The sequence below is a fragment of the Microbacterium sp. IO18 genome, assembly GCF_049099505.1.
Lineage (GTDB): Bacteria > Actinomycetota > Actinomycetes > Actinomycetales > Microbacteriaceae > Microbacterium > Microbacterium aurugineum.
Genome location: NZ_JBMJAF010000001.1, coordinates 1,914,975 through 1,941,386, shown reverse-complemented (window position 1 = coordinate 1,941,386; position 26,412 = coordinate 1,914,975). Strand labels below are relative to the sequence as shown.

Sequence of the window (26,412 nt, the reverse complement as noted above, 5' to 3'; positions counted from 1 at the left end):
GCGTCACTTGCATGAGGTTCTGCCGTATGCAGGAGGAAACACCGGCAGACGGTCATGCGGGTGGCCGGCGGTCCTGCAGGTGGCGCGTGGTCAGCCGCCCGCGAAGGGCGGGAGGACGTCGATGAGCTCGGCGTCGTCGAGGGAGAGGTCGCCGTCGGTGCGTACGCCGTCGACGAGCACCGCGCAGCGCGGCAGGATGTCGGCCAGTGCCGGGTGCTCGGCGACGACGGCGGTGCGCAGCTCCAGGAGGGAGTGCTCGGCGCGCTCCTCTGCGTCGGTGCCTGCGGCCTCGGCGGCCGCGGCGAAGTAGCGCACGCGTGTCATCGGTCGGCTCCGGGGGCGGGCTCGCCGGGACGCACCCAGTCGCCGGAGCGGCCGCCGGACTTCGCCACGATGCGCACGTCCTCGATCGTGACCGCGCGGTCGACGCCCTTGATCATGTCGACGATCGCCAGTGCGGTGACCGAGACGGCAGTGAGCGCCTCCATCTCGACCCCGGTGCGGTCGGCGGTGCCCACGGTCGCCTCGATGCGCACGCCGTCGTCGACGACGTCCAGCTCGATGCTCGCCCGGTGCACCCCGATCACGTGCGCGAGCGGCAGCAGGGAGGGCGTGGACTTGGCCGCCTGGATGCCGGCGATGCGCGCCACCGCGAGCACGTCGCCCTTCGGCACGGTGCCGTCGCGGAGGGCGGTGATCACGTCGGCGCTGCAGCGCACGAAACCGCGGGCGGTCGCGGTGCGCACGGTCGGCTGCTTCGCGGTCACATCGACCATGTGTGCACGGCCGCCGGCGTCAAGGTGGGGGAAGCTCATCCGACCAGCATGACATCGATCACATCGCCCACGGCCACGGACTCGACCTCCGCCGGGACGATCGCGAACGCGTGGGCACGCGCGAGTCCGCCCACGAGATGCGATCCCGACCCGCCGGCGGTCGCCGGACGCACGGTGCGCGTGGCGAGGTCGACGACGGCCGGAAGGTACTGGCGGCGGCCGGGCGGGGGTGTCCAGGACGCATCGGCGGTGAAGGGCGAACGCGGGCGGTGGATGAGGGTGCGGCCCTGCATCGCGAGCAGGGCGGGGCGCACGAACACCTCGAACGACACCGCCACGCTGACGGGGTTCCCCGGGAGTCCGAACACCACGCATCCGTCATCGAGCACCCCGAAGGCCTGCGGCTTGCCCGGCTGCATGGATACCGCGCTGAACTCGACCTGTCCGCCGCCGTCGAAGGCCCCGCGTACCGGCTCGTAGGCTCCCGCGCTCACCCCGCCGGTGAAGACGATCACGTCGGCGCCGAGGGCTGTGGCTTCGGCCGTCACGGTCCTGACGGCGCCGGCCGCATCCGGAACGCGTGCGACCAGCACCACCTCGGCGTCGGCCTCGGCGACCAGCTGCGCGAGCAGGGGGCCGTTCGAGTCGGGGATGCGGCCGCGGGTGGGGGTCTCGCCCGGCGCGAGCAGCTCGCTCCCGGTCGACACCACGGCCACGCGCGGAGCCCGCGTCACCCACACCTCGGCGACACCGGCAGCGACCGCGGACGCGAGTTGGAAGGGCCCCAGACGTTCCCCGGCGGGCACGACCTCGTCGCCGGCGTGCAGGTCGGCCCCGCGTCGGCGCACGAACACACCGGGCTTCGACGGGGCACGCAGCACCGTCACCCCATCGAGGGAGTCGGCGAGCCCGCCGGCCGTGTCCTCGAAGGGCACGATCACGTCGGCGTCGGTGGGGGTGGGGGATCCGGTCATGATGCGGGCGGCTTCGCCGGACCCGAGCGGAGGATCGAGGGCCACTCCGGCGGGAAGGTCGGCGACCACGCGCAGGGTGACCGGATTCTCCTCGGAGGCCTCCGCGACGTCGGCACCGCGCACGGCGAACCCATCCATCGCGGAGTTGTCGAAGAGGGGGATGTCGTGGGCGGCGACCGCGGGCGCGGCGAGCGTGCGTCCTGCGGCATCCGTCACCGGGAGAGCCTCGTTGCCGACCAGGCGGATGGCGCCGAGCACACGGTCGAGCTGCTCCTCGACCGTGCGGCGGCCGGTCATGCGTGCACCGCCGTCGAGGTCGTGGACGCCGGGCGGATCGCGATCTCGTGTTGGCGGGAGGTGAGCGCATCGATCATGGCGAGTCGTCCGAGCAGCGGTTCGCCGGCCCCGGTCACCAGCTTGATCACCTCACCCGCCAGCATCCCGCCGACCTGCACGCACAGCGCTCCGAGCACGCCGACCTGGGCGCAGCTGGGCGGTTCCCCCTCGGTGCCGGGCGGGAAGAGGTCGGCGAGCACGACCGGCTCGCCCGCCGGTGGGTCCGACCAGAACACGGTCGCCTGCGCATGCCACTCCTGCACCGCGCCCCAGACCAGGGGAAGTCCGAGCTTCTCGGTCGCCGCGGCCACATCGCGGCGGGTCGCGAAGGAATCGCTCGTGTCGACCACCACGTCGGCTCCCGCGAGCAGGCGGGCGGCGTTGGCCGCGTCGAGGCGTTCCGGCACCGGGGTCACGACGGTCTGCGGGGCGAGAGCCGTGATGGCTCGGGCGGCGGAGGCGGTCTTGGGCGTGCCGATGTCCTCCACGCGGTGCGCCAGCTGGCGCTGCAGGTTGGTCAGCTCCACGACGTCGTCGTCGATCACCGTGAGGCTGCCGATACCTGCGGCGGCCAGGGCGAGCAGGGCAGGGGAGCCGAGCCCGCCGGCGCCGACGACCGTGACGTGAGCGGCGTTGAGGCGGCGCTGACCTTCTTCGCCGATGCCGGCGAGCACCGCGTGCCGGGCCGTGCGGATGAGCTCTTCCGGGGCGAGCGCGGCGGCCGGGGCGACGAGGGGCTGCATGGATTCAGCGTATGCCCCTCCTCCCGGAGGAGGGCGATGACCGTGAAAGCGGATTAAGCCTCCGGAAAACTCCGCATCTGCGGTAGATTCTTCGCATGCAGACCTACCGGATCGCCCGTGCCGCGCAGTTGCTCGGCGTGAGCGATGACACCGTCCGTCGCTGGATCGATCAGGGACTGCTTCCGGTGACGGATGCGACACCGGCCGAGATCCCCGGTGATGCCCTCGCGGCGCGCGCGGTCGAGCTCGCGGAGGAGGCGAGGAACGCCGGAGATGTGCTCTCCAGTGCGCGCAACCGCTTCGTCGGCATCGTCACGCGCGTGCAGGTCGAAGGCCTGATGGCGCAGGTCGACATCCAGTCCGGACCGCATCGTGTGGTGTCGCTGATGTCGTCCGAGGCGGCGCGGGATCTGCGGCTCGAGGTCGGCTCCCTCGCCACCGCTTCCGTCAAGGCGACCCAGGTCGTCGTCGAGATCCCGAACGGCTGACATGAACCGCCTGATGCGCCGCTCCACGCTCGCTCTCCTCGCCGCTGCCTGCCTCGTGCTCACGGGCTGTGCGGGCACAGCTGAGGACACGCCCTCACCGTCGGGGGCCACGGATGGCATGCGCGGCGAGCTCACGGTCTACGCCGCGGCATCCCTCGCCGGAGCCTTCGATGCGATCGGGGAGGCCTTCATGGCCGAGAACCCGGACGTGCGGTTCCGTCCGGTGTACGACGGTTCTTCGACGCTCGTCACCCAGATCCTCGAAGGTGCTCCCGCCGATGTGTTCGCTTCGGCCGACGAGGCGAACATGGCGAAGGCGGCGGACGTCGTGGCTGAGCCCGCGCTGTTCGCATCCAACACCCTGGTGATCGTGGTTCCGTCCGGAAACCCGGGTGACGTCGAGGCGCTGGCGGATCTCGCCGACGTCACCACCGTGCTGTGTGCGCCGGAGGTGCCGTGCGGTGCGGCTTCCGCGACGCTGCTGTCCGCGGCCGAGGTCACGGTCGACCCGGCGAGCCTCGAGCAGAACGTGACGGCCGTGCTCACGAAGGTCGCCGCGTCCGAAGCCGACGCCGGGCTCGTGTACGCCACCGACGTGATCGGCCGCGGCGACGTCGAGGTGATCGTGCCGGACGGCGCTGACGAGGTCGTCAACCACTACCCGATCGCCGTGCTCTCCGATGCTCCGAACGCCACGGCGGCCGAGGCATTCGTGGCGTTCGTGCGGTCGGATGCGGGGCGCAGCATCCTGGCCGACTTCGGCTTCGGAGCACCATGAGCGGGGGAGGTGATCGAGGGTACGCGCCCCGTGCACTCGCCGTACCGGCCCTGGTCGGCCTGGCGTTCCTGATCCTGCCGCTCACCGCGCTCGTCGCGCGCGTGCAGTGGTCGACGTTCCTCGCGGACGTGACCTCGGAGGCCGCGATCTCTGCGCTCACGCTCTCGCTCGGTACCGGCCTGGTGGCCACGGTGCTGTGCATCCTGATCGGCGTACCGCTCGCGCTGTGGATCGCCCGCTCCGGGCCGCGGCTGGCTGCCGTACTCCGCGCGGTCGTCACGGTTCCGCTGGTGCTGCCGCCGATGGTGGGCGGTGTCGCGCTGCTGTACCTGTTCGGACGTGCGGGCTGGCTCGGTGGGCTCGGCCTCTCCTTCAGCACGCCGGCCGTCATCTTGGCGCAGACGTTCGTCGCGCTGCCGTTCCTCGTGCTGGCCGTCGAGGGTGCGGTACGCACCTCGGGCGTGGACTACGAGCGCACGGCGGCGGCCCTCGGCGCCGGACGATGGACGATCCTGCGACGGATCACCCTGCCGTTGGCCGCGCCGGGCATCGTCGCGGGTGTCGTCCTGTGCTTCGCGCGGGCCATCGGCGAGTTCGGTGCGACGGCCCTGTTCGCAGGGAACCGGCCGGGCGTCACCCAGACCATGCCGCTCGCGATCTACACCGCGTTCAACGGGGCCGGAGTGTCGCAGGGCACGGCGGTCGCCCTCGCGCTGCTGCTGCTCGCCACGGCGATCGTCGTGCTGCTGCTCGTGCGCGGCTGGCGGCCGGGGGCGACGCGATGACCTCCTCGACGGGCCGGGCTGTCGGCGGCGGAGGCCTGCGTGCGCACGTCGTGGTCGACCGTGAGCACTTCGCCGTCGACGTCTCGGTGCAGGTCTCGGTAGGGGAGACCGTCGCCATCATGGGGCCGAGCGGCGCGGGCAAGTCGACTCTGCTGCAGGCGCTCGCGGGGCTCGAGCCGCTGACCGCCGGGGCGATCGAGGTCGCGGGACGCGTGGTCGACCGCGTGGCCACACCTCGTGTGCGGACAGCTCCCATGAACCGCGGCATCGTGCTGCTCGGGCAGGAAGCGCGGCTGTTCCCCCACTTGTCCGTGCGCGAGAACGTCGCCTTCGGCCCTCGTGCCGCTGGGCAGGACCTTCGCGTGGCACGCGACTCGGCCGATGAATGGCTCGCACGCGTCGGACTTCCGGGGGCGGGGGACCGGATGCCGCGCGAGCTCTCCGGTGGCGAGGGGCAGCGCGTCGCGGTCGCCCGAGCGCTCGCCGCATCTCCGCGCGCCGTGCTGCTCGACGAACCGCTGGTCGCGCTCGATCCGGCGACGGCCGGCGACATCCGACAGATGCTGCGTGATCAGCTGGCGGGGATCACCACGATCGCGGTCACGCACGATGCTGCGGACGCCGTCGCCCTCGCCGATCGGCTCCTGGTGATCGAGGCGGGGCGGGTCACGCAGCACGGGCCCGTCCGCGAGGTGCTGTCGGCACCCGTTTCGGGCTTCATCGCTGCGATCGCAGGTGTCAACCGGCTGGTGGGCGTCGCCGCGGACGGGGGCTGGCGCGGGGGAGGTCTGCGTCTCGGAAGCACGGATGCCGAGTCGCTCGCGCTCGCCGCGGTCGATGGCTCACCGCTCGCCGCGGTGTTCCGTCCCGCCGCGGTGCGCATCGAGCGAGCTGACGACCCGCACGCGTGGTCCAGCCGGATCCTCCGACTCGAGCCCATCCTCACGGGAGTCCGCCTGCACACCGAGCACTGTCAGGTCGACACCTCGCTGGCGGACGCCGTCGACCTCGTGGTGGGCGACGAGGTGCACCTGCGCGTCGATCCTGCCGGCGTGCGGTTCGTCCCCGCGTCCGTCGCCTCCGTCGCTCCCGTCGCGATATGACAGCCCTCACGCGCATATGGGCTGCCATATCGCGACGGGAACGAAGGGTGTTTCGGCCCCGAGGGGGGAAGCGGCGGGTTAGTCTCGAACGATGACGGGGAGTGGCGGAGCGCGATGACGGCCGTGCCGGTGGTGATCGGTGTGCGCCCGCCGCACGCCGGTTCGACGGCGCAGAGCCCTGGCCACGCCGCCGTCGAAGCAGGTCTCGTCGACACGCACGGCCGGGTGCACCGGGATCTGCGCATCTCGCTGACCGACCGCTGCTCGCTGCGCTGCACGTACTGCATGCCGGAGCAGGGGAACGAGTGGCTCGCCCGCACGAGCATCCTCTCCACGGATGAGATCGTCGAGGTCGCCGAGGTGGCCGCCGCGCTCGGCATCCGCACGTTCCGCCTCACCGGTGGCGAACCGCTCCTGAGGGCCGACATCGTCGAGGTCGTGCGACGCGTCTCCCGCATCCAAGGCGAGGACGGACCCGTCGAGGTCGCCATGACGACCAACGGCATCAGCCTCGCCCAGAAACTCCCGGCGCTGATCGAGGCCGGACTCACGCGCCTCAACATCAGCATCGACACGGTGAACCGTCAGCGCTTCGCCGACCTGACCCGCCGTGACCGCCTCGACGACGTGTTCGAGGGCATCGCCGCGGCTGCGGCCTCGGAGCTCCGTCCGCTCAAGCTCAATGCGGTCGCGATGCGCGGCGTCAACGACGACGAGCTGGTCGATCTCGTGGAGTTCGCGATGGGTGTGGGCGCGCAGCTGCGCTTCATCGAACAGATGCCGCTCGACGCCGGACACACCTGGGACCGGGCATCCATGGTCACACGCGAGGAGATCCTCGCGTCGCTGGGGGAGCGCTGGCATCTCGATCCGGTCGAAGGGCGTGGGGGAGCACCTGCAGAGAAGTGGCGGATCGACGGCGGACCGCACGAGGTCGGGGTGATCGCCTCGGTCACCGCCCCGTTCTGCGGTGCGTGCGACCGTCTGCGCCTGACCGCCGACGGCCAGCTGCGCAACTGCCTGTTCTCGAACGTCGAGTACGACCTCATCGAGGTGCTGCGCGGGGAGTCGGCCTCTGCTCCGGGTGCACGCTCCGCCGGGATCGCCGAGATGCTGCGCTCCTGTGTGCACGGCAAGCTCCCGGGGCACGCGATCAACGACCCCTCGTTCCTGCAACCGGCGCGCGGCATGAACGCGATCGGCGGCTGAGCCGACTGCGCTGCGGAGCGGCGGTGTGCGCAACTCCTCAGAGAACGCTCGTTCCGCGGGGCGAACGGGCCATACGAGCCGAGGCCGAACGATTCTGAGGAGTTGTGAACGCGCTCAGTCCAGGAACTCCCGGGCCGCGGCCGACAGGGCGGTCACGCCGACCTCGATCGTCGGGTGGATCTCGGGCGCGAAGAACGGCGAGTGGTTCGTCGGGATGTCCTGCTCGAGTCGACCCGCGGCGACCGCCTCGGCGAACCGCGCGGGGTCGACGCCGCCCCAGAACCAGAACACGAGCGGCACGCCGGCGTCGCGCGCGAACCAGGACACGTCCTCGCTGCCGGTGAACATGCCGGGGTCGATGACGGACGCCTCGCCGAGGGCCCGCTGGATCGCGGTCGTGACGCGGGCCGTGGCATCCTCATCGTTGATCGTGGCGGGCAGGGTGTGGTCGGTGCGGATCTCCGGCTCACGCTCGGCCCCGGATGCGGTGGCTTCGGCCCGCACGATGCGCTCCACGCTCGCGAGCACCTTCTCGCGTGCTTCCTCGTTCGGGTAGCGCAGGCTGAGCTCGAGCTTCGCCTCGGCCGGGATGATGTTGTTCTTGAGCCCGGCATGGATCGAGCCGACGGTCACGACCGCGACGCCCTGCGGATCGATCTCGCGCGAGGCGATGGTCTGCAGGCGCATCACGGTCGCCGCGGCCATCACCACCGGGTCGATCGTGGCGTGCGGGCGAGAGCCGTGTCCGCCGCGGCCGTGCAGGGTCACGGTGAGCCCGTCGGAGGCGGCCATCTGCGTCCCGCTGCGCACCCCGACGATGCCGGCCGGGAGTGGGGTCACGTGCTGGCCGAGCACGATGTCGGGACGGGGGTAGCGGTCGAGGATGCCGTCGTCGAGCATGGCGCGCGCCCCGGCCCCGTACTCCTCGGCGGGCTGGATCAGCACGACGAGGGTTCCCGACCAGTCGGAGCGCTCCGCGACGAGCCTCTCCACGGCGCCGATCATGGCGGTGACGTGCATGTCGTGGCCACAGGCGTGCATGACGGGGACGGTGGTGCCCGCGGGGTCGACGCCCTTCGCGGTACTCGCATACGAGAGGCCGGTCTGCTCCTCGACCGGGAGAGCGTCCATGTCGGCGCGCACCCACACGACGGGGCCATCGCCGTTGCGGAGAAGGCCCACGACCCCGGTGACCCCGACGCCCTCCTCCACCTCGAGGCCGAGATCGCGCAGATGACGGGCGGCGATGCCCGCGGTGCGTGTCTCCTGGAACGAGAGCTCGGGGTGCTGGTGCAGGTCGATGTAGAGCGCTTCGAGGTCGATCGTCATGGCCCGAGCCTAGTCGGGCGTGTCGGGGGCGTCAGCCGTCCGTGTCGTGCGCGTAGGTCTCCAGCTCCGGCCCGGGATGCAGCACGGCGTTGACGATGGCGCGGATCGCGAACTCGCTCGTCTCGCCGAGCTCCACGACCTCCGGATGCAGGAGCCACTGCAACTGCAGGCCGTCCATCACGGCCAGGATCGCGGCGGCCGCGTCGGCGATGCTGCGCGGATCGCTCACGCCCTCCTGGGCGCACAGCTCGTGGAAGGCGTCCGTCACCTCGCGGCGAAGCGTCGTGTAGCGCTCTTCGAAGAACGGGCGCGACGGATGGTCATCGGTCACGGATTCCGCGGAGAGCACCGTGTACGCCTGCACGATGCCGGGGCGCTTCGCATTCGTGAACGCGGTGCGCACGAGGTGCAGGAACAGCTCCGGTCCGCCGGGGATGTGCTTCTGCGCGAGCCCCGCCACGTCGTCCTGATCGCGGTAGGCGAGCACCTCGAGCAGCAGCTTCTGCTTCGACCCGAAGTGGTGGAGCACGCCGGCGTGCGTGATGCCGACCTGTTCCGCGACGTCGGCCAGTGTGCCGTTCGTCGATCCCTTGTTCCCGAAGATCTCGATGGCCGCCTTGAGGATCTGCTCGCGTTTCGCGAGCGTCGCGGGGCGCACGCGCACCGTCTGGTCGCTGTCTGCCATCGCCGTTCCTCCATCGCCAGCCGTGCTTGCGATCTAACTTACTACTCGGTAACCTCACTGAAACTTACTTTCTCGACAGTAAGCGAATCACACCAGACCGGCGCAGCATCCTCCGCCGGTGCCGCAGCACAAAGACCGTGCCCAAGGAGAAGCAATGAAGCTCAGGAAATCTCTGATCGCGGCGACCGCGATCACCGCCTTCGGTATCTCGGCCCTCGCCGGATGCTCCGCAGGAGGAGGGGGCGACGAGTCCGGCAGCGGTGCCGGTTCCGCCTCGCTCACGATCGCGAAGCCCGACGGCGCGATCACCACCGAATCGAACAACCCCTACGTCGGCGACTCGTCCGCCTCGAAGTACGGCTACGGCAAGGTGATATTCGAGACCCTCGCCCTCGTGAACCAGACCGGCGACCGTGGCGTCACCCCGTGGCTCGCCGACAGCCTGGAATGGAACGACGACTACACGGTGCTCACGGTCGTTCCCCGCGCCGACGTCTCCTGGAGCGACGGCGAGCCCTTCACCGCCGATGACATCGTCTACTCCTACGAGCTCGCCTCCACCCCCGCCCTCGACACCGCGGGCCTCCAGCTCGACAGCGCTGCGGTCGACGGCGACAAGGTCGTGCTGACCTTCGCCGCGTCGAAGTACGTCAACCAGGCCCGCGCCCTGCACGTGCCGATCGTGCCGAAGCACATCTGGGAGAACCTCGACGACCCGGCCACCGACCCCGTCAAGGGCGACGACCTGGTGGGTACCGGACCCTACGTCCTCTCGAACTGGTCGACCGAGTCGGTCACCCTCGACGCCCGCGACGACTACTGGGGTGGCGATCTGGCCGTTCCCGAGCTGCACTACGTCTCCTACGGCGACAACACGGCGCTGACCACCGCTCTCGCCAACGGAGACGCCGACTGGGCGCAGGCGTTCATCCCGCAGATCGAGGAGCAGTTCCTGTCGGTCGACCCCGAGCACAACAAGTTCTGGGCCGCTCCCACCACCGGTTCGGCGACGCTGTTCATGAACCTGCAGCAGAAGCCGTTCGACGACCCGGCCTTCCGCCAGGCGCTCGCCTGGGTGATTGACCGCGACGCCTACGTCGACATCGCCCGCGAGGGTGCCAGCGAGGCCGTGTGGTCGGTCACCGGCCTCTCGTCGATCCTCGAAGACGAGATCCAGCCCGAGTTCACGGACGTGGACTACTCGGTCGATGCAGAGAAGGCCCGCGACCTGCTCGAGACCGCCGGCTACACCTGGAAGGACGACGCGCTGATCGACCCCGACGGCGCCCCCGTGTCGTTCACGCTGTCGGTCCCCTCGGGTTGGAGCGACTGGAACACCGCGCAGGAGCTCATCGCCGAAGACGTGACCGAGGCCATCGGCGCCGAGGTCAAGATCGACATGCCCGACTGGGGCGGCTGGGCCGATCCTCGCGACAACGGCACGTTCTCCGCGATCATCCACTGGCTCGAGGACAGCGGGACCGCCTACGGCCTCTACACCTCGACCATGGACCCGCGCTGGATCTCGGACGGCAAGGCCGGCTTCAACTTCGGTCGCTTCGACGACCCGGAGGCGACGGCAGCCCTGAACTCCTACGCGAACGCGTCGTCGGATGAGGAGCGCACCGCGGCACTCGACACGTTGCAGACGATCTTCGCCGAGCAGGTGCCGGCCATCCCGCTGGGGGCGCACCCGCTGCTGGGCGAGTTCAACACCCGCAACTACGTCGGATGGCCCTCGGAGGAGGACCCGTACGCGTCGGCCGACCCGACGCAGCAGAACATCGTGCAGATCCTCACGAAGCTGAAGCCCGCCGAGTAAGCACCGGGTGGGGAGCCCGGGTGAACGACCCCGGGCTCCCCTTCTCCGCCGACGAAAGACATCACCATGCCAGACCCTCTCCTCAGCGTGCGCGACTTCTCGGTCGTGTACGACGTCGATCCGCCCGTCGAGGCGGTGAAGAACGTGAACCTCGAACTGCAGCGCGGCGAGATCCTCGGTCTCGCCGGTGAGAGCGGGTGCGGCAAGACCACACTCGCCTACGGAGTCCAGCGCCTGTTGCGTGCGCCGGCCGTGATCACCGGCGGCAGTGTGACCTTCCACGATGCGACCGGCGTCGACATCGACATCGACGCGCTCGACGTGGACGCGATGCAGCGGTTCCGTTGGGACAAGGTCTCGATGGTGTTCCAGGGCGCGATGAACGCCCTGAACCCGGTCGCGACGATCGGCTCGCAGCTGGAAGACGTCTTCGAGATCCATCGCCCCGACATGAACCGCCGGCAGCGGCATGCCGAGGCCGAGGAGCTGCTCGAGATCGTCAAGGTCGGGCGACAGCGCATCCGCTCCTTCCCCCATGAACTCTCCGGCGGTATGCGTCAGCGCGTCATGATCGCGATGGCCCTCGCGCTGCGCCCGCAGCTGATGGTCATGGACGAGCCGACCACCGCCCTCGACGTGCTGGTGCAGCGCGAGATCCTCACGCAGATCTCGCAGCTGCGGCACGAGTTCGGCTTCTCGGTGATCTTCATCACCCACGACCTCCCCCTCCTCCTGGAGATCAGCGACCGGGTCGCGATCATGCGGGAGGGCGAGATCATCGAGCTCGCCACCGCCGAGCGCATCTGGACGCGGCCCGAGCACGACTACACGAAGACACTGCTGTCGTCGTTCCCCCGGCTGACCGGGGAGAGAGGGGTGCTGGTGCGATGACCACCCTCGAATTCCGGAACATCACGAAGACGTACAACGTCCGCGGTGCCGGCCAGCTCAAAGCGCTCGACGATGTGAGCTTCACGCTGACCTCCGGGCAGACGATCGGCCTGGTCGGTCAGTCCGGCAGCGGCAAGTCCACGATCGCGAAGATCCTCACCCAGCTCGAGACCCCGACCAGTGGACAGGTGCTGCTCGACGGCGTGCCGATCCCGCGCCGCGGCAAGGGGCTGCGGAAGTACCGGCAGCAGTTGCGCATGGTGTTCCAGGACCCGTTCGCCTCCCTCAACCCTTACCACTCGATCCGTTACCACCTGGAGCGGCCGATCCGCCTCGATGACGTGGTGCCCAAGGGGGAGACCGAGGACGAGGTGCGCCGTCTGCTCAGCAGGGTCCGGCTCGACCCGGACACCGTGATCGACCGGCGTCCGCACGAGCTCTCCGGCGGGCAGCGACAGCGGGTGGCCATCGCCCGTGCCCTCGCGTCCCGCCCTTCGCTCCTCGTCGCCGACGAGCCCGTGTCGATGCTCGACGTCTCGATCCGCCTCGGTGTGCTGAACCTGCTCGCCGACCTGCAACGTGAGGAGGGGCTCGGCGTGCTCTACATCACCCATGACCTCGCCACCGCCCGTCACTTCAGCGACGAGATCATGGTCCTCAACCAGGGCCGGGTCGTGGAGTACGGCGCCGCTGACGAGGTGATCCTCAACCCGCAGGATCCGTACACGCGGGAGCTGCGCGCCGCGTCGCCCGACCCGGACAAACACTTCGCGACCTCGATGGGAGGTGCGCTGTGAGCGCCGCTCTCCCCCGGCTCGACGACGAGCTCGCGTCCCGCGACGCCCTCGAGGTCGGCACCACGGCGACCGTCGCGGAACGCGGACGCCGGAAGATCCCGTGGCGCTTCTTCGCCGGGCGTGCCGGGTTCTACCTGTTCACGCTCTGGGCGGCCATCACGATCAACTTCTTCCTCCCGCGCCTCATGAAGGGCGACGCGGTCAGCTCCTACCTCGCGCGCAACCGCAGCGTGAGCCCGGAGGCTGAGGAAGCGCTACGCATCCTGCTCGGCATCGACACCGACAAGTCGATCTGGCAGCAGTACCTCGAGTACTGGGGGATGCTGCTGCGCGGCGACCTCGGCATCTCGACGCTGCACGGGCTGCGGCCGGTCGCCGAGGTGCTCGCGTCGGCACTGCCGTGGACGCTCGGGCTGGTCGGCATCGCGACGATCATCTCCTTCACGATCGGCACGATCGCCGGTGCCGTCGTCGGATGGAAGCGCGGCAGCAGGCTCGACGCGATCATCCCCGTGACGACCTTCTTCAACACGATCCCCTACTTCTGGCTCGGGCTCATCGCGATCGCGATCTTCTCGTCGACCCTGAAGTGGTTCCCCTCCTCGCACGCCTACGACAAGGGGCAGTCCCCGGAGTGGAGCTTTGACTTCATCGGTCAGGTGATCATGCACGGCACCCTGCCCGCCCTGACGATCGTGGTCGCCTCGCTCGGCGGATGGGTGCTCGGCATGCGCAACATGATGCTGACCGTGCTCGACGATGACTACATCACGGTGGCCCAGGCCAAGGGCATGCCCAACAAGCGCGTGCTGTGGGGCTATGCCGCCCGCAACGCGGTGCTGCCGCAGATCCAGAGCTTCGCGCTGTCGATCGGCTTCATCGTCGGCGGCACGATCGTGATGGAGATGGTCTTCAGCTATCCGGGCGTGGGCAAGCTCCTGCTCGATGCGACCAACGCCAAGGACTTCGCCCTCATGCAGGGCGTGTTCCTCGTGATCACCCTGTCGGTGCTCGTGGCCAACATCCTCGCGGATGTCGTCTACGCCTACCTCGATCCGCGCACCCGCCAGATGGAGTCCTGACATGACCGTTCCCACCACCACCGAGAGCACCGCACCCGACGGGTCGGCCGTCGTCTCCGGCATGCCCGAGACCGCCACGCTGCGCACGCGGTCGGCCGCCGCGCCACCGCGCAAGACCTTCTGGTCGCAGCTGGGTCAGGCGTTCGCGATGTTCCGCAACCCCAAGTCGATCGCCGGGCTGATCATCCTCGGTGTGTTCGTGCTCGTCGCGATCCTCGCTCCGTGGATCGCCCCGTACGGACCGACTCAGAAGGATCGCACGGCGCTCCGGCAGCCTCCTTCGTGGGAGCACTGGCTGGGGACGACGCACATGGGCGAGGACGTGCTGAGCCAGATCATCTACGGCACGCGCGGCGTCATCGTCGTCGGCTTCCTCGCAGCCTTCATCGCCACGATCATCGCGATCACGATCGGGGTGATCGCCGGCTATGTGCGCGGCTGGAAGAGCGAATCGCTGTCGGCGCTGACCAACGTGTTCCTGGTGATCCCGGGTATCCCGCTCATCATCATCATCGCCTCGCAGTTCGACAACCCGCCGCTGATCGTGATCGCCGCCGTGCTCGGCATCACGGGCTGGGCATGGGGTGCGCGCGTGCTCCGTGCCCAGACGATGTCGCTGCGCAACCGTGACTTCATCCAGGCCGCCCGCGCCAACGGCGAGCCTCTGCGCCGGATCATCACGGTCGAGATGCTGCCCAACCTCATGGCCCTGATCGCTTCGAGCTTCGTCGGTACCGTGACCGCCGCGATCCTCGGTCTCACCACGCTGGCCTTCATCGGGGTGATCCCGGTGAGCAACCTGAACTGGGGGACCATCCTGTTCTGGGCCCAGCAGAACGGCGCCTTCCCGCGCCTGTGGTGGTGGTACGTGCCGGCCGGACTCTGCATCGCCATCATCGGCGTCGCCCTCTCGCTCATCAACTTCGGCATCGACGAGTACGTCAACCCGCGCCTGCGTTCGGCGGGCGAGCGGGCCAGGGCCATGAAGAAGAAGGGGCTGAACGTGAACGACGCCGTCACGGCCGTCCGCAGCGTGCCCCTGCCGCAGAAGAACTCCGATCCCTCGCCGACTTCGACCCGGAACACCCCGTGATGACCTCTCAGACTCTGACCACCCAGCTCCCGTACCAGGACCCCGCGCTCTCGATCCCTGAACGTGTGGCCGACCTCCTCGGCCGTATGACGCTCGAGGAGAAGGTCGGGCAGATGCTGCAGCTCGACGCCCGCGACGACCTCGACGATCACGTCGCACGCCGCCACGCGGGCTCGATCCTGCACACCTCGCCCGAGCGGATCCTGCGCGCGAACCAGCTCACGGCGCAGACCCGCCTCCGCATCCCGCTGCTGGTGGGCGAGGACTGCATCCACGGGCACTCGTTCTGGCCCGGGGCGACGATCTATCCCACGCAGCTCGGCATGGCCGCGACGTGGGACCCCGATCTGCTCGAACGCGTGGCCCGCGCGACGGCCGAGGAGGTCGCGATCACCGGCATCCACTGGACGTTCTCGCCGGTGCTGTGCATCGCCCGCGACCTGCGGTGGGGCCGCATCAGCGAGACCTTCGGTGAGGATCCGTTCCTGATCGGGGAACTCGCCTCCGCGATGGTGCGCGGATACCAGGGGGAGGGGCTCGACGACCCGACGGCGATCCTCGCGACGGCCAAGCACTTCGCCGGATACTCCGAGACCCAGGGCGGACGCGATGCCAGCGAGGCCGACATCTCGCGGCGCAAGCTCCGCTCCTGGTTCCTGCCTCCGTTCGAGCGCGTCGCCCGCGAGGGCTGCCGCACCTTCATGCTCGGCTACCAGACCACCGACGGGGTGCCGATCACCACCAACGACTGGCTGCTCAGCGACGTCCTGCGCGGGGAGTGGGGGTACACCGGCACCCTCATCACGGACTGGGACAACGTCGGACGGATGGTGTGGGAGCAGCGGATCCAGCCCGACATCACGCATGCGGCCGCCGCGGCCGTGCGGGCCGGAAACGACATGATCATGACCACGCCGGGGTTCTACGAAGGTGCCCTGGACGCGGTCGCTGCGGGCATGCTCCCGGAGGACGCGTTCGATGCGGCCGCGGCGCGCATCCTCACCCTCAAGTTCGAGCTCGGCCTCTTCGAGAACCCGCGCCTCCCCGGTGCGGGGCTCGACGAGGTGGTCGGCAGCGCCGCGCACGCGGAGCTGAACCTGGAGACGGCACGCCGGTCGATCGTGCTGCTCGAGAACGACGGCCTCCTGCCGCTCGACGCCGCCGCCCCGGTGCGGGTGGCCGTGGTCGGTCCTCTGGCGGACGACGCGCAGACGCAGCTCGGCGACTGGGCCGGGGGATCGGGGCAAGCCGGGTGGCTCGACGGTCAGCCCCGCGAGATGATCACGACCGTGCTCGACGGACTGCGCGCGGTCGACGGCTGGACGGTCACGCACGCCCGGGGCGCGGACATCCTCACCCTTCAGGAAGACCCGCAGGGACCGTTCTTCCCCGACAAGCAGCCACGTCCACCGGTCGTGCAGCCCTGCGCCCCGGATGCCGAGCTGATCGCCGAGGCCGTCGCCGCGGCAGCCGATGCGGACGTCGTCGTGGCCGTGGTGGGGGACCGGATCGAGCTCGTCGGCGAGGGGCGCTCCACCGCGACGCTGGAGCTCATCGGCGGGCAGAACGCCTTGATCGATGCGCTCATCGCGACGGGGAAGCCCGTCGTGGTGGTGCTGCTTGCCTCCAAGCCGCTCGTGCTCCCGGCATCCGCGTCGAAGGCTGCCGCCGTGATCTGGGCGGCGAACCCCGGCATGCAGGGCGGGCGTGCGCTCGCCGAGATCATCTCCGGCGCGGTCGAGCCGTCGGGCCGCCTGCCCATCTCGTTCGCCCGGCACGTGGGCCAGCAGCCGACGTACTACAACCAGATCCGCGGACAGCACGGCGACCGGTACGCCGACCTCACGCAGTCACCGACGTGGGCGTTCGGTGAGGGACTGTCGTACACGACCGTCGAGTACTCCGACCTGGAGCTCGAGGCGACCTCGCTGGAGGAGACGGACACGATCGTCGGCCGGGTCACGGTGGCAAACACGGGCACGCGGCCGGTGCGCGAGACCGTGCAGGTGTATGTGCGCGATGCGGTGACCAGCGTGAGCTGGACCGACAAGGAGCTCAAGGCCTATCGCCAGGTCGAACTCGCACCCGGGGAGTCCGCGCGCGTGCGTGTGGAGTTGCCGGTCGCCGACTGCACGATCGTGGATGCCGCGGGCACGCGTCTGGTCGAGGCCGGCGCGTTCGAGCTGTTGGTCGGCCCCAGCTCGCGCGACGACGTGCTCCTCGCCGCGGACTTCGAGGTCGTGTAGTTCCTGGTTCCTGGTTCCTGGTTCCTGGTTCCTGGTTCCTTCTCGCCGAGACCCCCGCCGGTCGTCGGCACCCCCTCCCACAGGCGTCTGTGCACGGGGGTGTCGACGACCAGCGGGGGTCTCGACCTGGGGGGGGAGTGGGGGGAGAGGGGGCGTGGGGGGAGAGGGGGCGTGGGGGGAGAGGGGGGGGGGGGGAGGGGGCTAGGCGTCGAGGCGGCGGGGACCTGAGCCCTGGGTGCCGAGCGCGTCGTCGGGGTTGAGCAGGCCGCAGGCCTTCATCGACAGGCAGCCGCAGCCGATGCATCCGGTGAGCTCGCGTTCGAGGCGCTCGATGCCCTCGCGGCGCTTCTCGAGTTCGCGCTTCCAACGTCGGGATGCCCGCTGCCAGTCGGCGTGGCTCGGGGTCTCGGTCAGCGGCACGTCGGCGAAGGCCGCCTGCACGTCGGACAGCGGGATGCCGAGGCGCTTGGCGACCGTGATCAGGGAGACGCGGCGCAGCATGTGCCGGGCGTAGCGGCGCTGGTTGCCGGGGGTGCGGGTGGACGCGATGAGCCCGAGCGTCTCGTAGAAGTGCAGGGCGGACGCGGCGACTCCGGTGCGTCGGGTCATCTCGCCGATCGTCAGCGGTTCGTCGGGTGCGTGCGGGCTCATCCGGGCCTCCTCGATTTGACCTCAAGTGTACTTGAGGTTTTACGGTGGACTGCGTGACCCGAGAGAAGACCCCCCGATGACCTACGTCATCGCCCTGCCGTGCGTCGATGTGAAGGACAAGGCCTGCATCGATGAGTGTCCCGTCGACTGCATCTACGAGGGTGAGCGCTCGCTCTACATCCATCCGGACGAATGCGTCGACTGCGGTGCCTGCGAGCCGGTGTGCCCGGTCGAGGCGATCTTCTACGAAGACGATCTCCCCGAGGAGTGGCAGGACTACTACAAGGCCAACGTCGAGTTCTTCGACGAGATCGGCTCCCCCGGAGGCGCCGCGAAGACGGGCATGCTCGCGTTCGACCACCCGGTCATCGCCGCGCTGGCTCCCCAAGGGGAACACGCATGACGGTCGCCGAACCCCGGATCGCCATCGTCGGAGCGGGCCCCGCGGGCATCTACGCCGCCGACATCCTGCTCGATCGTGTGCCGACCGCGTCGATCGACCTCTTCGAGAAGCTCCCGGCACCGTACGGTCTCGTGCGCTACGGGGTCGCCCCCGATCACCCGCGGATCCGCAAGATCACGGATGCGCTGCACGAGGTGCTCGTCCACCCGCGCATCCGCCTGCGCTGCAACGTCGACGTCGGGGGTGACATCGGGATCGATGAGCTGCGTGCGGCATACGACGGGGTGATCGTGGCGACGGGGGCCGACCTCGACGTCCGCCTCGACATCCCCGGTATCGACCTTCCCGGCTCTTTCGGTGCCGCGGACTTCGTCGCGTGGTACGACGGGCACCCCGATGCCCCGCGCACCTGGCCGCTCGCCGCCGAGTCGGTCGCGGTGCTCGGTGCGGGCAACGTCGCGCTCGACGTGACGCGGATCCTCGCCACGCACGCCTCCGCGCTGACGCACACCGACACCCCGGATGCCGTGCTCGACCAGCTCGGCGCCAGCCCCCTGCGGGATGTGCACCTGTTCGCGCGTCGGGGGCCGGCCGACGTGCGCTTCTCTCCGCTGGAACTGCGCGAGCTCGCCGAGCAGGATGACGTCGATGTGATCGTCGATCCGGACGAACTCGCACTCGACGCGCATGCCGAGCGGATGATCGCGCAGTTCTCGCAGCGCCGCATCATCGTGCGCACCCTGACCGAGTGGGCCGCGCTCGATCCGGCCGGCCGCACCGCCGCTCGCCGCATCCACCTGCACCTGCGGCAGCGACCCGTCCGTCTGCTGGGCACCGGACGAGTCGCCGGCATCGAGATGGAGCGGACCGCGTCGGATGAGCTGGGCCGCATGGTGGGCACCGGCGAACTGCGGCGTTATGACGTCGGGGCGGTCTACCGCGCTGTGGGTTACCGCTCGACGCCCGTGGCCGGGGTGCCCTTCGACGACGAGCTCGGGGTCGTGCCGCACGCCGAGGGGCGCGTCCTGGACGCAGCCGGCGAGCCGATCCCGCGCCTGTACGCGACGGGGTGGATCAAGCGCGGACCGGTCGGGCTCATCGGCTCGACGAAGTCGGATGCCGCTCAGACCGTGCGGCACGTCGTCGAGGATCTCGAGGCCGCCGAGGAGGTCGTGCGCGGGGATGACCCGATCGCCCACCTCGGGCACGCCGTCGACTTCGACGGATGGCTGCGCATCGACGCGGCGGAGCGCAGCGCCGGAGCCGACCGCGGTCGCGAGCGGACCAAACTCGTCGAGCGCGACGAGATGCTGAGGCATGCGAAGCAGGAGCAGATGACGGAGGCCGGACGATGACCGCGACACCCATACCCACACCGGTCGGCGACCGGCTCAAGGACGCTTTCCGTACGCACCCCGCGGGCGTCGCGATCATCACGGCGTCCACGCCGGCCGGTCCGGTCGGCCTCACGGCGTCGAGCGTCGCCTCGGTGGCCGTCGACCCTGCGGCGATCGTGTTCTCGGTCACCAGGGCGACCGGGTCGGCCGGGGCGATCCTCGGTGCGGACACTTTCGTCGTGCATCTCATCGACGACGAGCACTCCGCCCTCGCGCAGAGCTTCGCCGTCAGCGGCTCCGAACGCTTCACCGCGGAACAGGGCTGGTCGGAGCTCGACACCGGAGAACCGTACCTCGCCTCCGCGCGCGCCGCCCTGCGCTGCCGTGCACTGCAGACCGTGGCCGTCGGTTCGTCGACGGTGGTGATCGCCGAGGTGCTCGACGTCATCGCCGGACCGCAGGGGCGTCCGCTCGTGTACCTCGACCGTCGCTTCCACGCTCTCCCGCACGACCCCCACCACTGAAAGGAAGATGCCATGTCCGCTCTCTACACGCTCCCCGAGCTGCCCTACGACTACGCAGCGCTCGAGCCGCACATCTCGGGCAAGATCATGGAGCTGCACCACTCCAAGCACCACCAGGCGTATGTCACGGGTGCGAACACCGCCCTCGAGCAGCTCGCCGCCGCCCGCGACGCGGGTGACCTCGCGAACGTGAACAAGCTCGAGAAGGACCTCGCGTTCAACCTCGGCGGCCACATCAACCACTCGGTGTTCTGGCAGAACATGTCGCCCGAGGGCGGCGGCGCTCCGGAAGGCGAGCTGGAGGCGGCGCTCGTGGATGCGTTCGGGTCGATCGACGCGTTCCGCGCGCACTTCACCGCGACGGCACTCGGGGTGCAGGGCTCGGGATGGGCGGTGCTCGCGTGGGACAGCGTGGGTGCGCGTCCGGTCATCTTCCAGCTCTTCGACCAGCAGGGCAACGCGCCGCTCGGTGTGACCCCGTTGCTGCAGCTCGACGTGTGGGAGCACGCCTACTACCTCGACTACCTCAACGTGCGCGCGGACTACGTGAAGGCGTTCTGGAACCTCGTGAACTGGCCCGACGTGCGGCGCCGCTTCGAAGTCGCCCGCACCGCGACCGCGGGCCTCGTCGTCCCGCGCTGACCGTCGTCAGCCGCGGTTCACGCGAGGGAGAGGAAGAGCTTCTCCAGTTCGGCCATCGACACCCCATCGGTGTCGATGGCCGAATCCGTCTCCGATGCCGGGTCGGTCAGGCAGTCCTGCATGGCGGAGGCGATGATCTGGAATCCGGCCTTGTCGAGCGCGGAGGTGACGGCGGCGAGCTGGGTGACGACCGCGCGGCAATCGCTCCCGCGTTCGACGGCGGCGATCACGGCGCCGAGCTGTCCTTGGGCGCGCTTGAGGCGGTTGGCGATCTTGCGCTGGGTCTCGGCATCTGCGGATGACATCGGTCGCTCCCTGAGTGTCGGCTGGACTTGCCACTATACCCCCTGGGGTATGCTGAAACCCTAAAGATACCCACGGGGGTATCGGTGAGGAGTCCAGAACCATGTGCCGAGCAGTCCGTTGCAAGACCTGCGGGAAGACGACCTGGGCGGGGTGCGGCGAGCACGTCGCCGAGGTGCGGCGAACGGTTCCCGCAGCGCAGTGGTGCTCCGGGCACCCGAAGGAGCAGACGCAGGGCGGCTTCTTCTCGCGGATGTTCCAGCGATGACCGCGACCGAAGCGCGCACCGTCGTGGTCGTGGGTGGAGTCGCCGGAGGGATGTCCGCCGCCGCACGTCTGCGCCGACTCGACGAGCACGCGCAGATCGTGGTGTTCGAACGCGGACCCGAGGTCTCGTATGCGAACTGCGGGCTGCCCTACTACGTCGGCGGCGTGATCGCGGAGCGGGAGTCGCTGCTCCTGCAGACGCCCACCTCGCTGCGCAGCCGCTTCGGACTCGACGTCCGGGTGCGTCATGACGTCGTGCGCATCGACACCGCGCAGAAGCTCGTCGAGGTCGAAGAGCTCGACTCGGGTCGACTCTTCACGCAGAGCTACGACAGCCTGATCCTCGCCACGGGGGCACGCCCGCGCCGGGACGAACCGGTCTCCGACATCCCCGTCCGCTCCCTGCGGACGGTCGACGACGCCGATGCGATCGATGCTGCACTCGTGCGACCGGGGCTTCCGGTGGTCGTCGTCGGCGGTGGCTACACGGGCCTGGAAGCGGTCGAGAACCTCGTGGCGCGGGGCGCATCCGTGACCCTCGTGCAGCGTGGGTCACAACTGCTCTCCCCTCTCGATGCGGAGATGGCCGCCCCGATCGCCGCGGAGGTCCGTGCACACGGCGTCGATGTGCGCCTCGGGGTCGAGGTCGTTCGCGCCGATTCCGGATACGTCACGCTCAGTGACGGCTCGTCCATCGCCGCGGAACTCATGGTCGACGCGTCCGGGGTGGTGCCGGAGACGACGTTGGCGGAGCGCGCGGGCATCCGGATCGGCGAGACAGGAGGCATCGACGTCGACGCGCAGTGCCGCACGAGCGCGCCCGACGTGTTCGCCGTGGGAGACGGCGTCGAGAAGGCCGAGCTCGTGGGCGGGGGCGCGGCTCTCGTCACGATGGCCGGGCTCGCGAACCGTCACGGGCGCATGGTGGCCGACCTCCTCGCGGGAAGGTCCGAGACGGTGCGACCCGCGCTCGGCACCGGGATCGTCCGCGTGTTCGGGGTCGCCGCGGGCAAGACGGGCTGGAGCGAACGGCAGCTCCGAGCGGCGGGGCGCGAGTTCTATGTCGTGCACGTGCATCCCGGATCCCACGCCGGGTACTACCCCGGTGCGGAGACCCTGTCGATGAAGCTGCTCGCCGACCCGCGGTCCGACGCCATCCTCGGGGTGCAGGTCGTCGGCCGGGACGGCGTCGACAAGCGGATCGACGTGATCGCGACCGCCATGCATGCAGGGATGCCGGCCGCAGAACTCGCGCAGCTCGAACTCGCCTACGCACCTCAGTTCGGCTCGGCGAAGGATGCGGTGAACATCCTCGGCTACGTCGCGGAGAACACCCGGACCGGTACGACGCCGACGATCCAGTGGCATGAGCTCGACGCCGCGCAGCGTGCGGGGGCGGCACTGATCGACGTCCGCACGCCGACGGAGTTCGCGGCCGGTGCGATCCCCGGCGCCGTCAACGTGCCGCTCGATGAACTGCGGGATCGACTCGATGAGCTGCCCGACGGAGAGATCGTGGTGCACTGTCAGGTCGGACTGCGCGGACACATCGCCACGCGGATCCTCCGGCAGCACGGTGTGGACGCCCGCAACCTCGACGGCGGCTACCGCACCTGGCGCGACGCCGCCCTGCTCCGCGGCTAGAGCAGGCGGGCGGTGGTCCCGCGTACGTTCAGCTCGTAGGGCAGCGCTGACGGGATGCGGACCTCGTCCGGGGTGGTGAGCTTCGCCAGCACGGCATCCGCGGCGCGTTCCCCCTGCCCCAGCGGGAACTGGTCGACCGTCGTCAGACGGAAGAACTCGCCGAGCTCGTGTCCGTCGATGCCGACGATGGACAGCTCCTCCGGCACGCTGAAGCCCAGGTCCCGCGCTGCGAGCAGTGCGCCGATCGCCATCTCGTCCGAGGCGGCGAACACGGCGGTCGGACGCGGGCCGGGGCGTCCGAGCAGTTGCTTCGCGGCGCGGTAGCCACCCTCGACCGTGAAGTCCGCCGGCTCGAGGAACGCGTGGTTCAGGGGGATCCCGGCCTTCGCCAGGGCCTTCTCGAACCCCAGTCGACGGTTGGTCGGGATGTGGAAGTCGATGTCGAACTCGGGGTTGGCCCCGATGTGCGCGATGTCGGTGTGCCCCAGACCGATCAGGTGCTCGGTCGCCAGCTGTGCCACCGCGACGTCGTCGACCGTGAGGGTGTCGAGCTTCGGGTTCGGGCCGCCGATCGCGATCACGGGGAGCCCCAGGTCCAGGAGGAGCTGCGTCTCCTCCTCGTCGAGCTCGATCGACACGGCGATGACGGCATCCACGCGCTGCCGTCGGAGGAACGTGTCGAACACGTGCCGACGCACGTCCTTGTCGGCGGTGATGTTGTAGAGCGTGATGTCGTAGCCGGCGCGCATCAGGGCGGCCGAGACACCGGAGAGCACGGTGCTGAAGAACCACCGGTCGAGGAACGGCACCACGACGCCGACGTTCCGGGTGCGGCCGGAAGCGAGGCTCGACGCTCGTGAAGAGACGACGTAGCCGAGTGACTGCGCCGCCGCCTGCACGCGCTCCCGGGCGGACTCCGACACGTGACCGCGTCCGCTCAGCGCGCGCGAGACGGTCGCGGTCGACACTCCGGCGAGCCGGGCGACCTCATCGATGCTGGCCATGTGTTCCTCGAATGTGCTCCGGTCGCGATATGACATCCCCTGCGGTGCAGAGAGCTGTCATATCGCGACCGGAAGGGGCTCTCAGGCCTGGACGGCCGTGGTGTACCAGACGGCCGTGTCGACCGGGATGGCCGCTCCGTCGAACGGCTGGCTCTGCAGGATCACGACCGCGTTCGCCGGCAGCTCGATCGGTGCGGTGCCGAGGTTCGCGACCACGTGCACATCGCCACGGCGGAAAGCCACGGCGTCGGCCCCGGCCTCCTCCCAGACCAGCGATCCGGTGCCGAAGCCGTGCTCACGACGCCCGGCCAGCAGTCGCTTGTAGAGCGCGAGGGTCGACGCGGGATCGGTCTCCTCCACATCGCGCGCGTAGGTCGCCCACTCGTCCGGCTGCGGGAGCCACGACAGGCCGGTGTCGTTGAAGCCGAAGGCCGGAGCCTCCGCTTCCCACGGCAGCGGCACGCGGCATCCGTCGCGGCCGTAGCGCTCGCCGTGGGTCCGGAACCAGGTCGGGTCCTGACGGAACTCGTCCGGGATCTCCATGGCTTCGGGCAGTCCGAGCTCTTCGCCCTGGTACAGGTACGACGATCCGGGGAGCGCGAGCATCAGGGTGGTCGCAGCGCGGGCGCGGGCGAGACCGATCGCGGTGTCGGGCTTGGTCGGGGTGTTCGGTCCGATGCCCTCGCCCTGCGGGTTCTCGGCCGTGAGCGCCAGGCGGGAGGCGTGCCGCACGACATCGTGGTTCGAGAGCACCCACGTGCTGGGGGCGCCGACCCCGCCGAACTCGTCGAGCGACTCGCGGATGACGTCGCGCAGCGCCTTCGCGTCCCACGGCGTCATCAGGTACGGGAAGTTGAACGTCTGGTGCATCTCATCCGGACGCACCCAGAGCGCGGTCTGCGTGAGCGTCGGCATCCAGGCCTCGCCGCACAGGGCGCGATCGCCGTCGTACTCGGCGAGCACGGTGTGCCAGTCGCGGTAGATGTCGTGCACGCCGTCCTGGCCCCAGTACGGCACGTTGGACTCGCCGCCGCCCATCGAGTCGGCATCGCTCGGGGGCGTGTAGTCGGGCAGACCGTCGGCCTTGATCATGCCGTGGGCCACGTCGACACGGAAGCCGTCGACGCCGCGGTCGAGCCAGAAGCGCAGGATGGAGCGGAACTCCTCGCGCACCTCTTCGTTCGTCCAGTCGAAGTCGGGCTGCGTGGCGTCGAAGATGTGAAGGTACCACTGGCCGGGTGTGCCGTCGGCCTCGACGACGCGCTCCCACATGCCACCGCCGAACACGGACTCCCAGTTGTTCGGCGGGAGTTCGCCGTTCTCCCCCTTGCCGTCGCGGAAGATGTAGCGCGCGCGCTCCGGGCTGCCGGGTGCCGCCTTGAGCGCTTCCTGGAACCAGACGTGCTGGTCTGAGGAGTGGTTGGGGACCAGATCCACGATCACGCGGATGCCGCGGGCGTGCGCTTCTTCGAGCATCAGGTCGAAGTCGGCGAGGGTGCCGAAGAGCGGGTCGACATCGCGGTAGTCGGCGACGTCGTAGCCTGCATCGCGCTGCGGGCTGGTCATGAACGGGCTCAGCCAGATCGCGTCGACGCCCAGTTCCTGCAGTGCATCGAGGCGGCTGGTGATGCCCGGAAGGTCGCCGATGCCGTCGCCCGAGGCATCCGCGAAGGAGCGGGGGTAGATCTGGTAGATGACGGCGCTGCGCCACCACTCGGAACCGGGGGCTGCGATCTGCTCAAGCTGTGCCATGCCGAACAGGCTACTGCAAACGCTTACATTCGTGCCAGGGCGGGAGTCGAATCGGTTCGGAGGCGCGCGCTGCGCGGAGAGCGTGCGGGCGTTTTGCATGAGGCCGTTCCGGATGCATGAGCTCCTCTCCCGCCGGGGTCATGCATCCGTTGCGCGGTCATGCAGGTGTCGGGGACCGGGGGCGCGATGTCGGGAGTAGGGTGGCGGCATCCGAGGAGTGGAGGCTGTCATGGTTCCGGAGATCAACTACTGGGCGGTCCTGCTGGCCACCGCGTCGAGCATGCTCGTCGGCTCGATCTGGTACGCCCGAGGGGTGTTCGGCACGCGCTGGTCGAAGCTCGCGAACGTGGACCTCGACAACCCTTCGGGCAACCCCGTGCTGGCGATCATCACCACGGTCATCGTGAGCTTCATCACGGCCTGGGTGCTCGCCGGAGCCGCCGTCATCGCCTGGCACTTCTACGGCGGATCGTACTTCTGGGGTGCGATCGTCACCGCGGTCACGCTGTGGGCGGGCTTCACGGCCGCCCGCTTCATCACGCACGACGCGTTCGAGGGCCGCTCGACCAAGCTGACCACGCTGAACATCGCGCATGAGCTGGTCACCGTCGTCGTGATGGCCCTGATCATCGGCGTCTGGCCACCCGCGCTCGGCTAGCACTCGCCAATCGGCGAGGGTGAAAGGGCGATATATAGACTTTCGCCGCTTCTCGAGCCCCGACGGAACTGTCAGGCTCATGCTGTGACC

General features: G+C 69.7%; 28 protein-coding genes. 18 read left to right on the top strand and 10 right to left on the bottom strand.

All coding sequences use genetic code 11. From position 1 onward, the window contains the following. Nucleotides 1-90: 90 nt before the first annotated feature. From ACLF6J_RS09340 to ACLF6J_RS09325, 4 genes are read right to left on the bottom strand one after another with little or no spacing between them, the layout of a single operon-like run. Nucleotides 91-324 (bottom strand): MoaD/ThiS family protein, encoded by a 234-nt coding sequence (locus ACLF6J_RS09340; protein ID WP_047522933.1) that lies wholly within the window; start codon nt 322-324, stop codon nt 91-93. Further along, nucleotides 321-815 carry a cyclic pyranopterin monophosphate synthase MoaC gene (gene moaC, locus ACLF6J_RS09335; protein WP_131492032.1) on the bottom strand — a complete coding sequence of 165 codons (495 nt, stop codon included), beginning with the start codon at nt 813-815 and terminating at the stop codon, nt 321-323. The genes ACLF6J_RS09340 and moaC overlap by 4 nt, the downstream gene beginning before the upstream one ends. Next, complete coding sequence (gene glp / locus ACLF6J_RS09330; RefSeq protein ID WP_134352796.1) at nt 812-2,047, bottom strand: gephyrin-like molybdotransferase Glp; 1,236 nt, start codon at nt 2,045-2,047, stop codon at nt 812-814. Before glp ends, moaC begins: the two co-directional genes overlap by 4 nt. Next, nucleotides 2,044-2,829, bottom strand: a complete 786-nt coding sequence (locus ACLF6J_RS09325) for a HesA/MoeB/ThiF family protein (protein WP_134352797.1) — start codon at nt 2,827-2,829, stop codon at nt 2,044-2,046. Before ACLF6J_RS09325 ends, glp begins: the two co-directional genes overlap by 4 nt. Nucleotides 2,830-2,924: 95 nt before the next feature. Here ACLF6J_RS09325 and ACLF6J_RS09320 point away from each other — a divergent pair, with 95 nt between their 5' ends. From ACLF6J_RS09320 to moaA, 5 genes are all read left to right on the top strand, one after another. Continuing rightward, entirely contained in the window at nt 2,925-3,317 is a 393-nt protein-coding gene (locus ACLF6J_RS09320) for a TOBE domain-containing protein (RefSeq protein ID WP_047522928.1), read from the top strand. Between the two features lie 13 nt (nt 3,318-3,330). Next, complete coding sequence (modA, locus tag ACLF6J_RS09315) at nt 3,331-4,095, top strand: molybdate ABC transporter substrate-binding protein (RefSeq protein WP_166804689.1); 765 nt, start codon at nt 3,331-3,333, stop codon at nt 4,093-4,095. Next, nucleotides 4,092-4,880 (top strand): molybdate ABC transporter permease subunit, encoded by a 789-nt coding sequence (gene modB, locus ACLF6J_RS09310; protein ID WP_134352799.1) that lies wholly within the window; start codon nt 4,092-4,094, stop codon nt 4,878-4,880. The genes modA and modB overlap by 4 nt, the downstream gene beginning before the upstream one ends. Continuing rightward, on the top strand, nt 4,877-5,983 hold the full coding sequence (locus tag ACLF6J_RS09305; RefSeq protein WP_134352800.1) for an ABC transporter ATP-binding protein: 1,107 nt from the start codon (nt 4,877-4,879) through the stop codon (nt 5,981-5,983). Before modB ends, ACLF6J_RS09305 begins: the two co-directional genes overlap by 4 nt. Before the next feature lie 114 nt (nt 5,984-6,097). Beyond that, a complete protein-coding gene (moaA, locus tag ACLF6J_RS09300; RefSeq protein ID WP_134352801.1) occupies nt 6,098-7,192 on the top strand; it encodes a GTP 3',8-cyclase MoaA in 1,095 nt (364 codons plus the stop codon). A 114-nt stretch (nt 7,193-7,306) separates the two neighbouring features. Here moaA and ACLF6J_RS09295 read toward each other — a convergent pair whose 3' ends face one another. Beyond that, nucleotides 7,307-8,521, bottom strand: a complete 1,215-nt coding sequence (locus ACLF6J_RS09295) for an amidohydrolase (protein ID WP_131492042.1) — start codon at nt 8,519-8,521, stop codon at nt 7,307-7,309. A 31-nt stretch (nt 8,522-8,552) separates the two neighbouring features. After that, nucleotides 8,553-9,206 carry a TetR/AcrR family transcriptional regulator gene (locus ACLF6J_RS09290; RefSeq protein ID WP_134352802.1) on the bottom strand — a complete coding sequence of 218 codons (654 nt, stop codon included), beginning with the start codon at nt 9,204-9,206 and terminating at the stop codon, nt 8,553-8,555. A gap of 154 nt (nt 9,207-9,360) precedes the next feature. Here ACLF6J_RS09290 and ACLF6J_RS09285 point away from each other — a divergent pair, with 154 nt between their 5' ends. The 6 genes from ACLF6J_RS09285 to ACLF6J_RS09260 all read left to right on the top strand — a co-directional run bounded on the left by ACLF6J_RS09285 (nt 9,361) and on the right by ACLF6J_RS09260 (nt 17,137). After that, entirely contained in the window at nt 9,361-11,028 is a 1,668-nt protein-coding gene (locus ACLF6J_RS09285; protein WP_134352803.1) for an ABC transporter substrate-binding protein, read from the top strand. 66 nt (nt 11,029-11,094) lie between these two features. Next, nucleotides 11,095-11,919, top strand: coding sequence for an ABC transporter ATP-binding protein (locus ACLF6J_RS09280; RefSeq protein ID WP_134352804.1), 825 nt, complete (start codon nt 11,095-11,097; stop codon nt 11,917-11,919). Then, nucleotides 11,916-12,716: an ABC transporter ATP-binding protein gene (locus ACLF6J_RS09275; RefSeq protein ID WP_134352805.1), complete on the top strand. Its 801-nt coding sequence runs from the start codon at nt 11,916-11,918 to the stop codon at nt 12,714-12,716. The genes ACLF6J_RS09280 and ACLF6J_RS09275 overlap by 4 nt, the downstream gene beginning before the upstream one ends. After that, the gene (locus tag ACLF6J_RS09270; RefSeq protein WP_047522919.1) at nt 12,713-13,798 is read left to right on the top strand and encodes an ABC transporter permease; all 1,086 of its coding nucleotides are present in this window, start codon (nt 12,713-12,715) and stop codon (nt 13,796-13,798) included. Before ACLF6J_RS09275 ends, ACLF6J_RS09270 begins: the two co-directional genes overlap by 4 nt. Nucleotide 13,799: 1 nt before the next feature. Then, nucleotides 13,800-14,891: an ABC transporter permease gene (locus ACLF6J_RS09265; protein ID WP_244093576.1), complete on the top strand. Its 1,092-nt coding sequence runs from the start codon at nt 13,800-13,802 to the stop codon at nt 14,889-14,891. Further along, nucleotides 14,891-17,137 carry a glycoside hydrolase family 3 N-terminal domain-containing protein gene (locus ACLF6J_RS09260; protein WP_208526504.1) on the top strand — a complete coding sequence of 749 codons (2,247 nt, stop codon included), beginning with the start codon at nt 14,891-14,893 and terminating at the stop codon, nt 17,135-17,137. Before ACLF6J_RS09265 ends, ACLF6J_RS09260 begins: the two co-directional genes overlap by 1 nt. Nucleotides 17,138-17,338: 201 nt before the next feature. Here the strand turns inward: ACLF6J_RS09260 and soxR are convergent, their stop codons facing one another. Continuing rightward, a complete protein-coding gene (gene soxR / locus ACLF6J_RS09255; protein WP_047524863.1) occupies nt 17,339-17,788 on the bottom strand; it encodes a redox-sensitive transcriptional activator SoxR in 450 nt (149 codons plus the stop codon). Nucleotides 17,789-17,864: 76 nt separating this feature from the next. Between soxR and fdxA the strand changes: the two genes are divergently transcribed. Genes fdxA through ACLF6J_RS09235 form a run of 4 tightly spaced genes read left to right on the top strand, consistent with a single transcriptional unit; the run spans nt 17,865 to nt 20,694 of the window. Then, nucleotides 17,865-18,191: a ferredoxin gene (gene fdxA, locus ACLF6J_RS09250; RefSeq protein WP_047524864.1), complete on the top strand. Its 327-nt coding sequence runs from the start codon at nt 17,865-17,867 to the stop codon at nt 18,189-18,191. After that, a complete protein-coding gene (locus ACLF6J_RS09245; protein ID WP_134352806.1) occupies nt 18,188-19,546 on the top strand; it encodes an FAD-dependent oxidoreductase in 1,359 nt (452 codons plus the stop codon). The genes fdxA and ACLF6J_RS09245 overlap by 4 nt, the downstream gene beginning before the upstream one ends. Beyond that, nucleotides 19,543-20,052, top strand: a complete 510-nt coding sequence (locus ACLF6J_RS09240; RefSeq protein WP_047524867.1) for a flavin reductase family protein — start codon at nt 19,543-19,545, stop codon at nt 20,050-20,052. The genes ACLF6J_RS09245 and ACLF6J_RS09240 overlap by 4 nt, the downstream gene beginning before the upstream one ends. Before the next feature lie 12 nt (nt 20,053-20,064). Further along, nucleotides 20,065-20,694 (top strand): superoxide dismutase, encoded by a 630-nt coding sequence (locus ACLF6J_RS09235; protein ID WP_134352807.1) that lies wholly within the window; start codon nt 20,065-20,067, stop codon nt 20,692-20,694. A gap of 17 nt (nt 20,695-20,711) precedes the next feature. Here ACLF6J_RS09235 and ACLF6J_RS09230 read toward each other — a convergent pair whose 3' ends face one another. Beyond that, a complete protein-coding gene (locus ACLF6J_RS09230) occupies nt 20,712-20,999 on the bottom strand; it encodes a metal-sensitive transcriptional regulator (protein ID WP_134352808.1) in 288 nt (95 codons plus the stop codon). Nucleotides 21,000-21,100: 101 nt separating this feature from the next. On the opposite strand from ACLF6J_RS09230, the gene ACLF6J_RS09225 reads away from it, so the two are divergent. Beyond that, nucleotides 21,101-21,265: a hypothetical protein gene (locus tag ACLF6J_RS09225; protein ID WP_166804690.1), complete on the top strand. Its 165-nt coding sequence runs from the start codon at nt 21,101-21,103 to the stop codon at nt 21,263-21,265. Beyond that, nucleotides 21,262-22,908 carry an FAD-dependent oxidoreductase gene (locus tag ACLF6J_RS09220; RefSeq protein WP_421076857.1) on the top strand — a complete coding sequence of 549 codons (1,647 nt, stop codon included), beginning with the start codon at nt 21,262-21,264 and terminating at the stop codon, nt 22,906-22,908. The genes ACLF6J_RS09225 and ACLF6J_RS09220 overlap by 4 nt, the downstream gene beginning before the upstream one ends. Here ACLF6J_RS09220 and ACLF6J_RS09215 read toward each other — a convergent pair. Further along, nucleotides 22,905-23,912: a LacI family DNA-binding transcriptional regulator gene (locus ACLF6J_RS09215; protein ID WP_047524873.1), complete on the bottom strand. Its 1,008-nt coding sequence runs from the start codon at nt 23,910-23,912 to the stop codon at nt 22,905-22,907. The genes ACLF6J_RS09220 and ACLF6J_RS09215 overlap by 4 nt on opposite strands. Nucleotides 23,913-23,993: 81 nt before the next feature. After that, a complete protein-coding gene (locus ACLF6J_RS09210; protein WP_134352810.1) occupies nt 23,994-25,664 on the bottom strand; it encodes a glycoside hydrolase family 13 protein in 1,671 nt (556 codons plus the stop codon). 229 nt (nt 25,665-25,893) lie between these two features. Here ACLF6J_RS09210 and ACLF6J_RS09205 point away from each other — a divergent pair, with 229 nt between their 5' ends. Further along, nucleotides 25,894-26,322 carry a DUF1761 domain-containing protein gene (locus ACLF6J_RS09205; RefSeq protein ID WP_131492054.1) on the top strand — a complete coding sequence of 143 codons (429 nt, stop codon included), beginning with the start codon at nt 25,894-25,896 and terminating at the stop codon, nt 26,320-26,322. Nucleotides 26,323-26,412 lie beyond the last annotated feature (90 nt).

Excerpts from the sequence above, each read along its gene's own strand:
- modB (WP_134352799.1), top strand. The coding sequence starts at position 4,092 with ATGAGCGGGGGAGGTGATCGAGGGTACGCGCCCCGTGCACTCGCCGTA.
- ACLF6J_RS09280 (WP_134352804.1), top strand. The coding sequence starts at position 11,095 with ATGCCAGACCCTCTCCTCAGCGTGCGCGACTTCTCGGTCGTGTACGAC.
- ACLF6J_RS09320 (WP_047522928.1), top strand. The coding sequence starts at position 2,925 with ATGCAGACCTACCGGATCGCCCGTGCCGCGCAGTTGCTCGGCGTGAGC.
- ACLF6J_RS09245 (WP_134352806.1), top strand. The coding sequence starts at position 18,188 with ATGACGGTCGCCGAACCCCGGATCGCCATCGTCGGAGCGGGCCCCGCG.
- ACLF6J_RS09225 (WP_166804690.1), top strand. The coding sequence starts at position 21,101 with ATGTGCCGAGCAGTCCGTTGCAAGACCTGCGGGAAGACGACCTGGGCG.
- ACLF6J_RS09215 (WP_047524873.1), bottom strand. The coding sequence starts at position 23,912 with ATGGCCAGCATCGATGAGGTCGCCCGGCTCGCCGGAGTGTCGACCGCG.
- ACLF6J_RS09340 (WP_047522933.1), bottom strand. The coding sequence starts at position 324 with ATGACACGCGTGCGCTACTTCGCCGCGGCCGCCGAGGCCGCAGGCACC.
- ACLF6J_RS09210 (WP_134352810.1), bottom strand. The coding sequence starts at position 25,664 with ATGGCACAGCTTGAGCAGATCGCAGCCCCCGGTTCCGAGTGGTGGCGC.
- ACLF6J_RS09220 (WP_421076857.1), top strand. The coding sequence starts at position 21,262 with ATGACCGCGACCGAAGCGCGCACCGTCGTGGTCGTGGGTGGAGTCGCC.
- ACLF6J_RS09260 (WP_208526504.1), top strand. The coding sequence starts at position 14,891 with ATGACCTCTCAGACTCTGACCACCCAGCTCCCGTACCAGGACCCCGCG.
- modA (WP_166804689.1), top strand. The coding sequence starts at position 3,331 with ATGCGCCGCTCCACGCTCGCTCTCCTCGCCGCTGCCTGCCTCGTGCTC.
- ACLF6J_RS09325 (WP_134352797.1), bottom strand. The coding sequence starts at position 2,829 with ATGCAGCCCCTCGTCGCCCCGGCCGCCGCGCTCGCCCCGGAAGAGCTC.
- ACLF6J_RS09305 (WP_134352800.1), top strand. The coding sequence starts at position 4,877 with ATGACCTCCTCGACGGGCCGGGCTGTCGGCGGCGGAGGCCTGCGTGCG.
- glp (WP_134352796.1), bottom strand. The coding sequence starts at position 2,047 with ATGACCGGCCGCCGCACGGTCGAGGAGCAGCTCGACCGTGTGCTCGGC.
- moaC (WP_131492032.1), bottom strand. The coding sequence starts at position 815 with ATGAGCTTCCCCCACCTTGACGCCGGCGGCCGTGCACACATGGTCGAT.
- ACLF6J_RS09265 (WP_244093576.1), top strand. The coding sequence starts at position 13,800 with ATGACCGTTCCCACCACCACCGAGAGCACCGCACCCGACGGGTCGGCC.
- ACLF6J_RS09235 (WP_134352807.1), top strand. The coding sequence starts at position 20,065 with ATGTCCGCTCTCTACACGCTCCCCGAGCTGCCCTACGACTACGCAGCG.
- ACLF6J_RS09295 (WP_131492042.1), bottom strand. The coding sequence starts at position 8,521 with ATGACGATCGACCTCGAAGCGCTCTACATCGACCTGCACCAGCACCCC.
- ACLF6J_RS09205 (WP_131492054.1), top strand. The coding sequence starts at position 25,894 with ATGGTTCCGGAGATCAACTACTGGGCGGTCCTGCTGGCCACCGCGTCG.
- ACLF6J_RS09285 (WP_134352803.1), top strand. The coding sequence starts at position 9,361 with ATGAAGCTCAGGAAATCTCTGATCGCGGCGACCGCGATCACCGCCTTC.
- ACLF6J_RS09275 (WP_134352805.1), top strand. The coding sequence starts at position 11,916 with ATGACCACCCTCGAATTCCGGAACATCACGAAGACGTACAACGTCCGC.
- fdxA (WP_047524864.1), top strand. The coding sequence starts at position 17,865 with ATGACCTACGTCATCGCCCTGCCGTGCGTCGATGTGAAGGACAAGGCC.
- ACLF6J_RS09230 (WP_134352808.1), bottom strand. The coding sequence starts at position 20,999 with ATGTCATCCGCAGATGCCGAGACCCAGCGCAAGATCGCCAACCGCCTC.
- moaA (WP_134352801.1), top strand. The coding sequence starts at position 6,098 with ATGACGGCCGTGCCGGTGGTGATCGGTGTGCGCCCGCCGCACGCCGGT.
- soxR (WP_047524863.1), bottom strand. The coding sequence starts at position 17,788 with ATGAGCCCGCACGCACCCGACGAACCGCTGACGATCGGCGAGATGACC.
- ACLF6J_RS09290 (WP_134352802.1), bottom strand. The coding sequence starts at position 9,206 with ATGGCAGACAGCGACCAGACGGTGCGCGTGCGCCCCGCGACGCTCGCG.
- ACLF6J_RS09240 (WP_047524867.1), top strand. The coding sequence starts at position 19,543 with ATGACCGCGACACCCATACCCACACCGGTCGGCGACCGGCTCAAGGAC.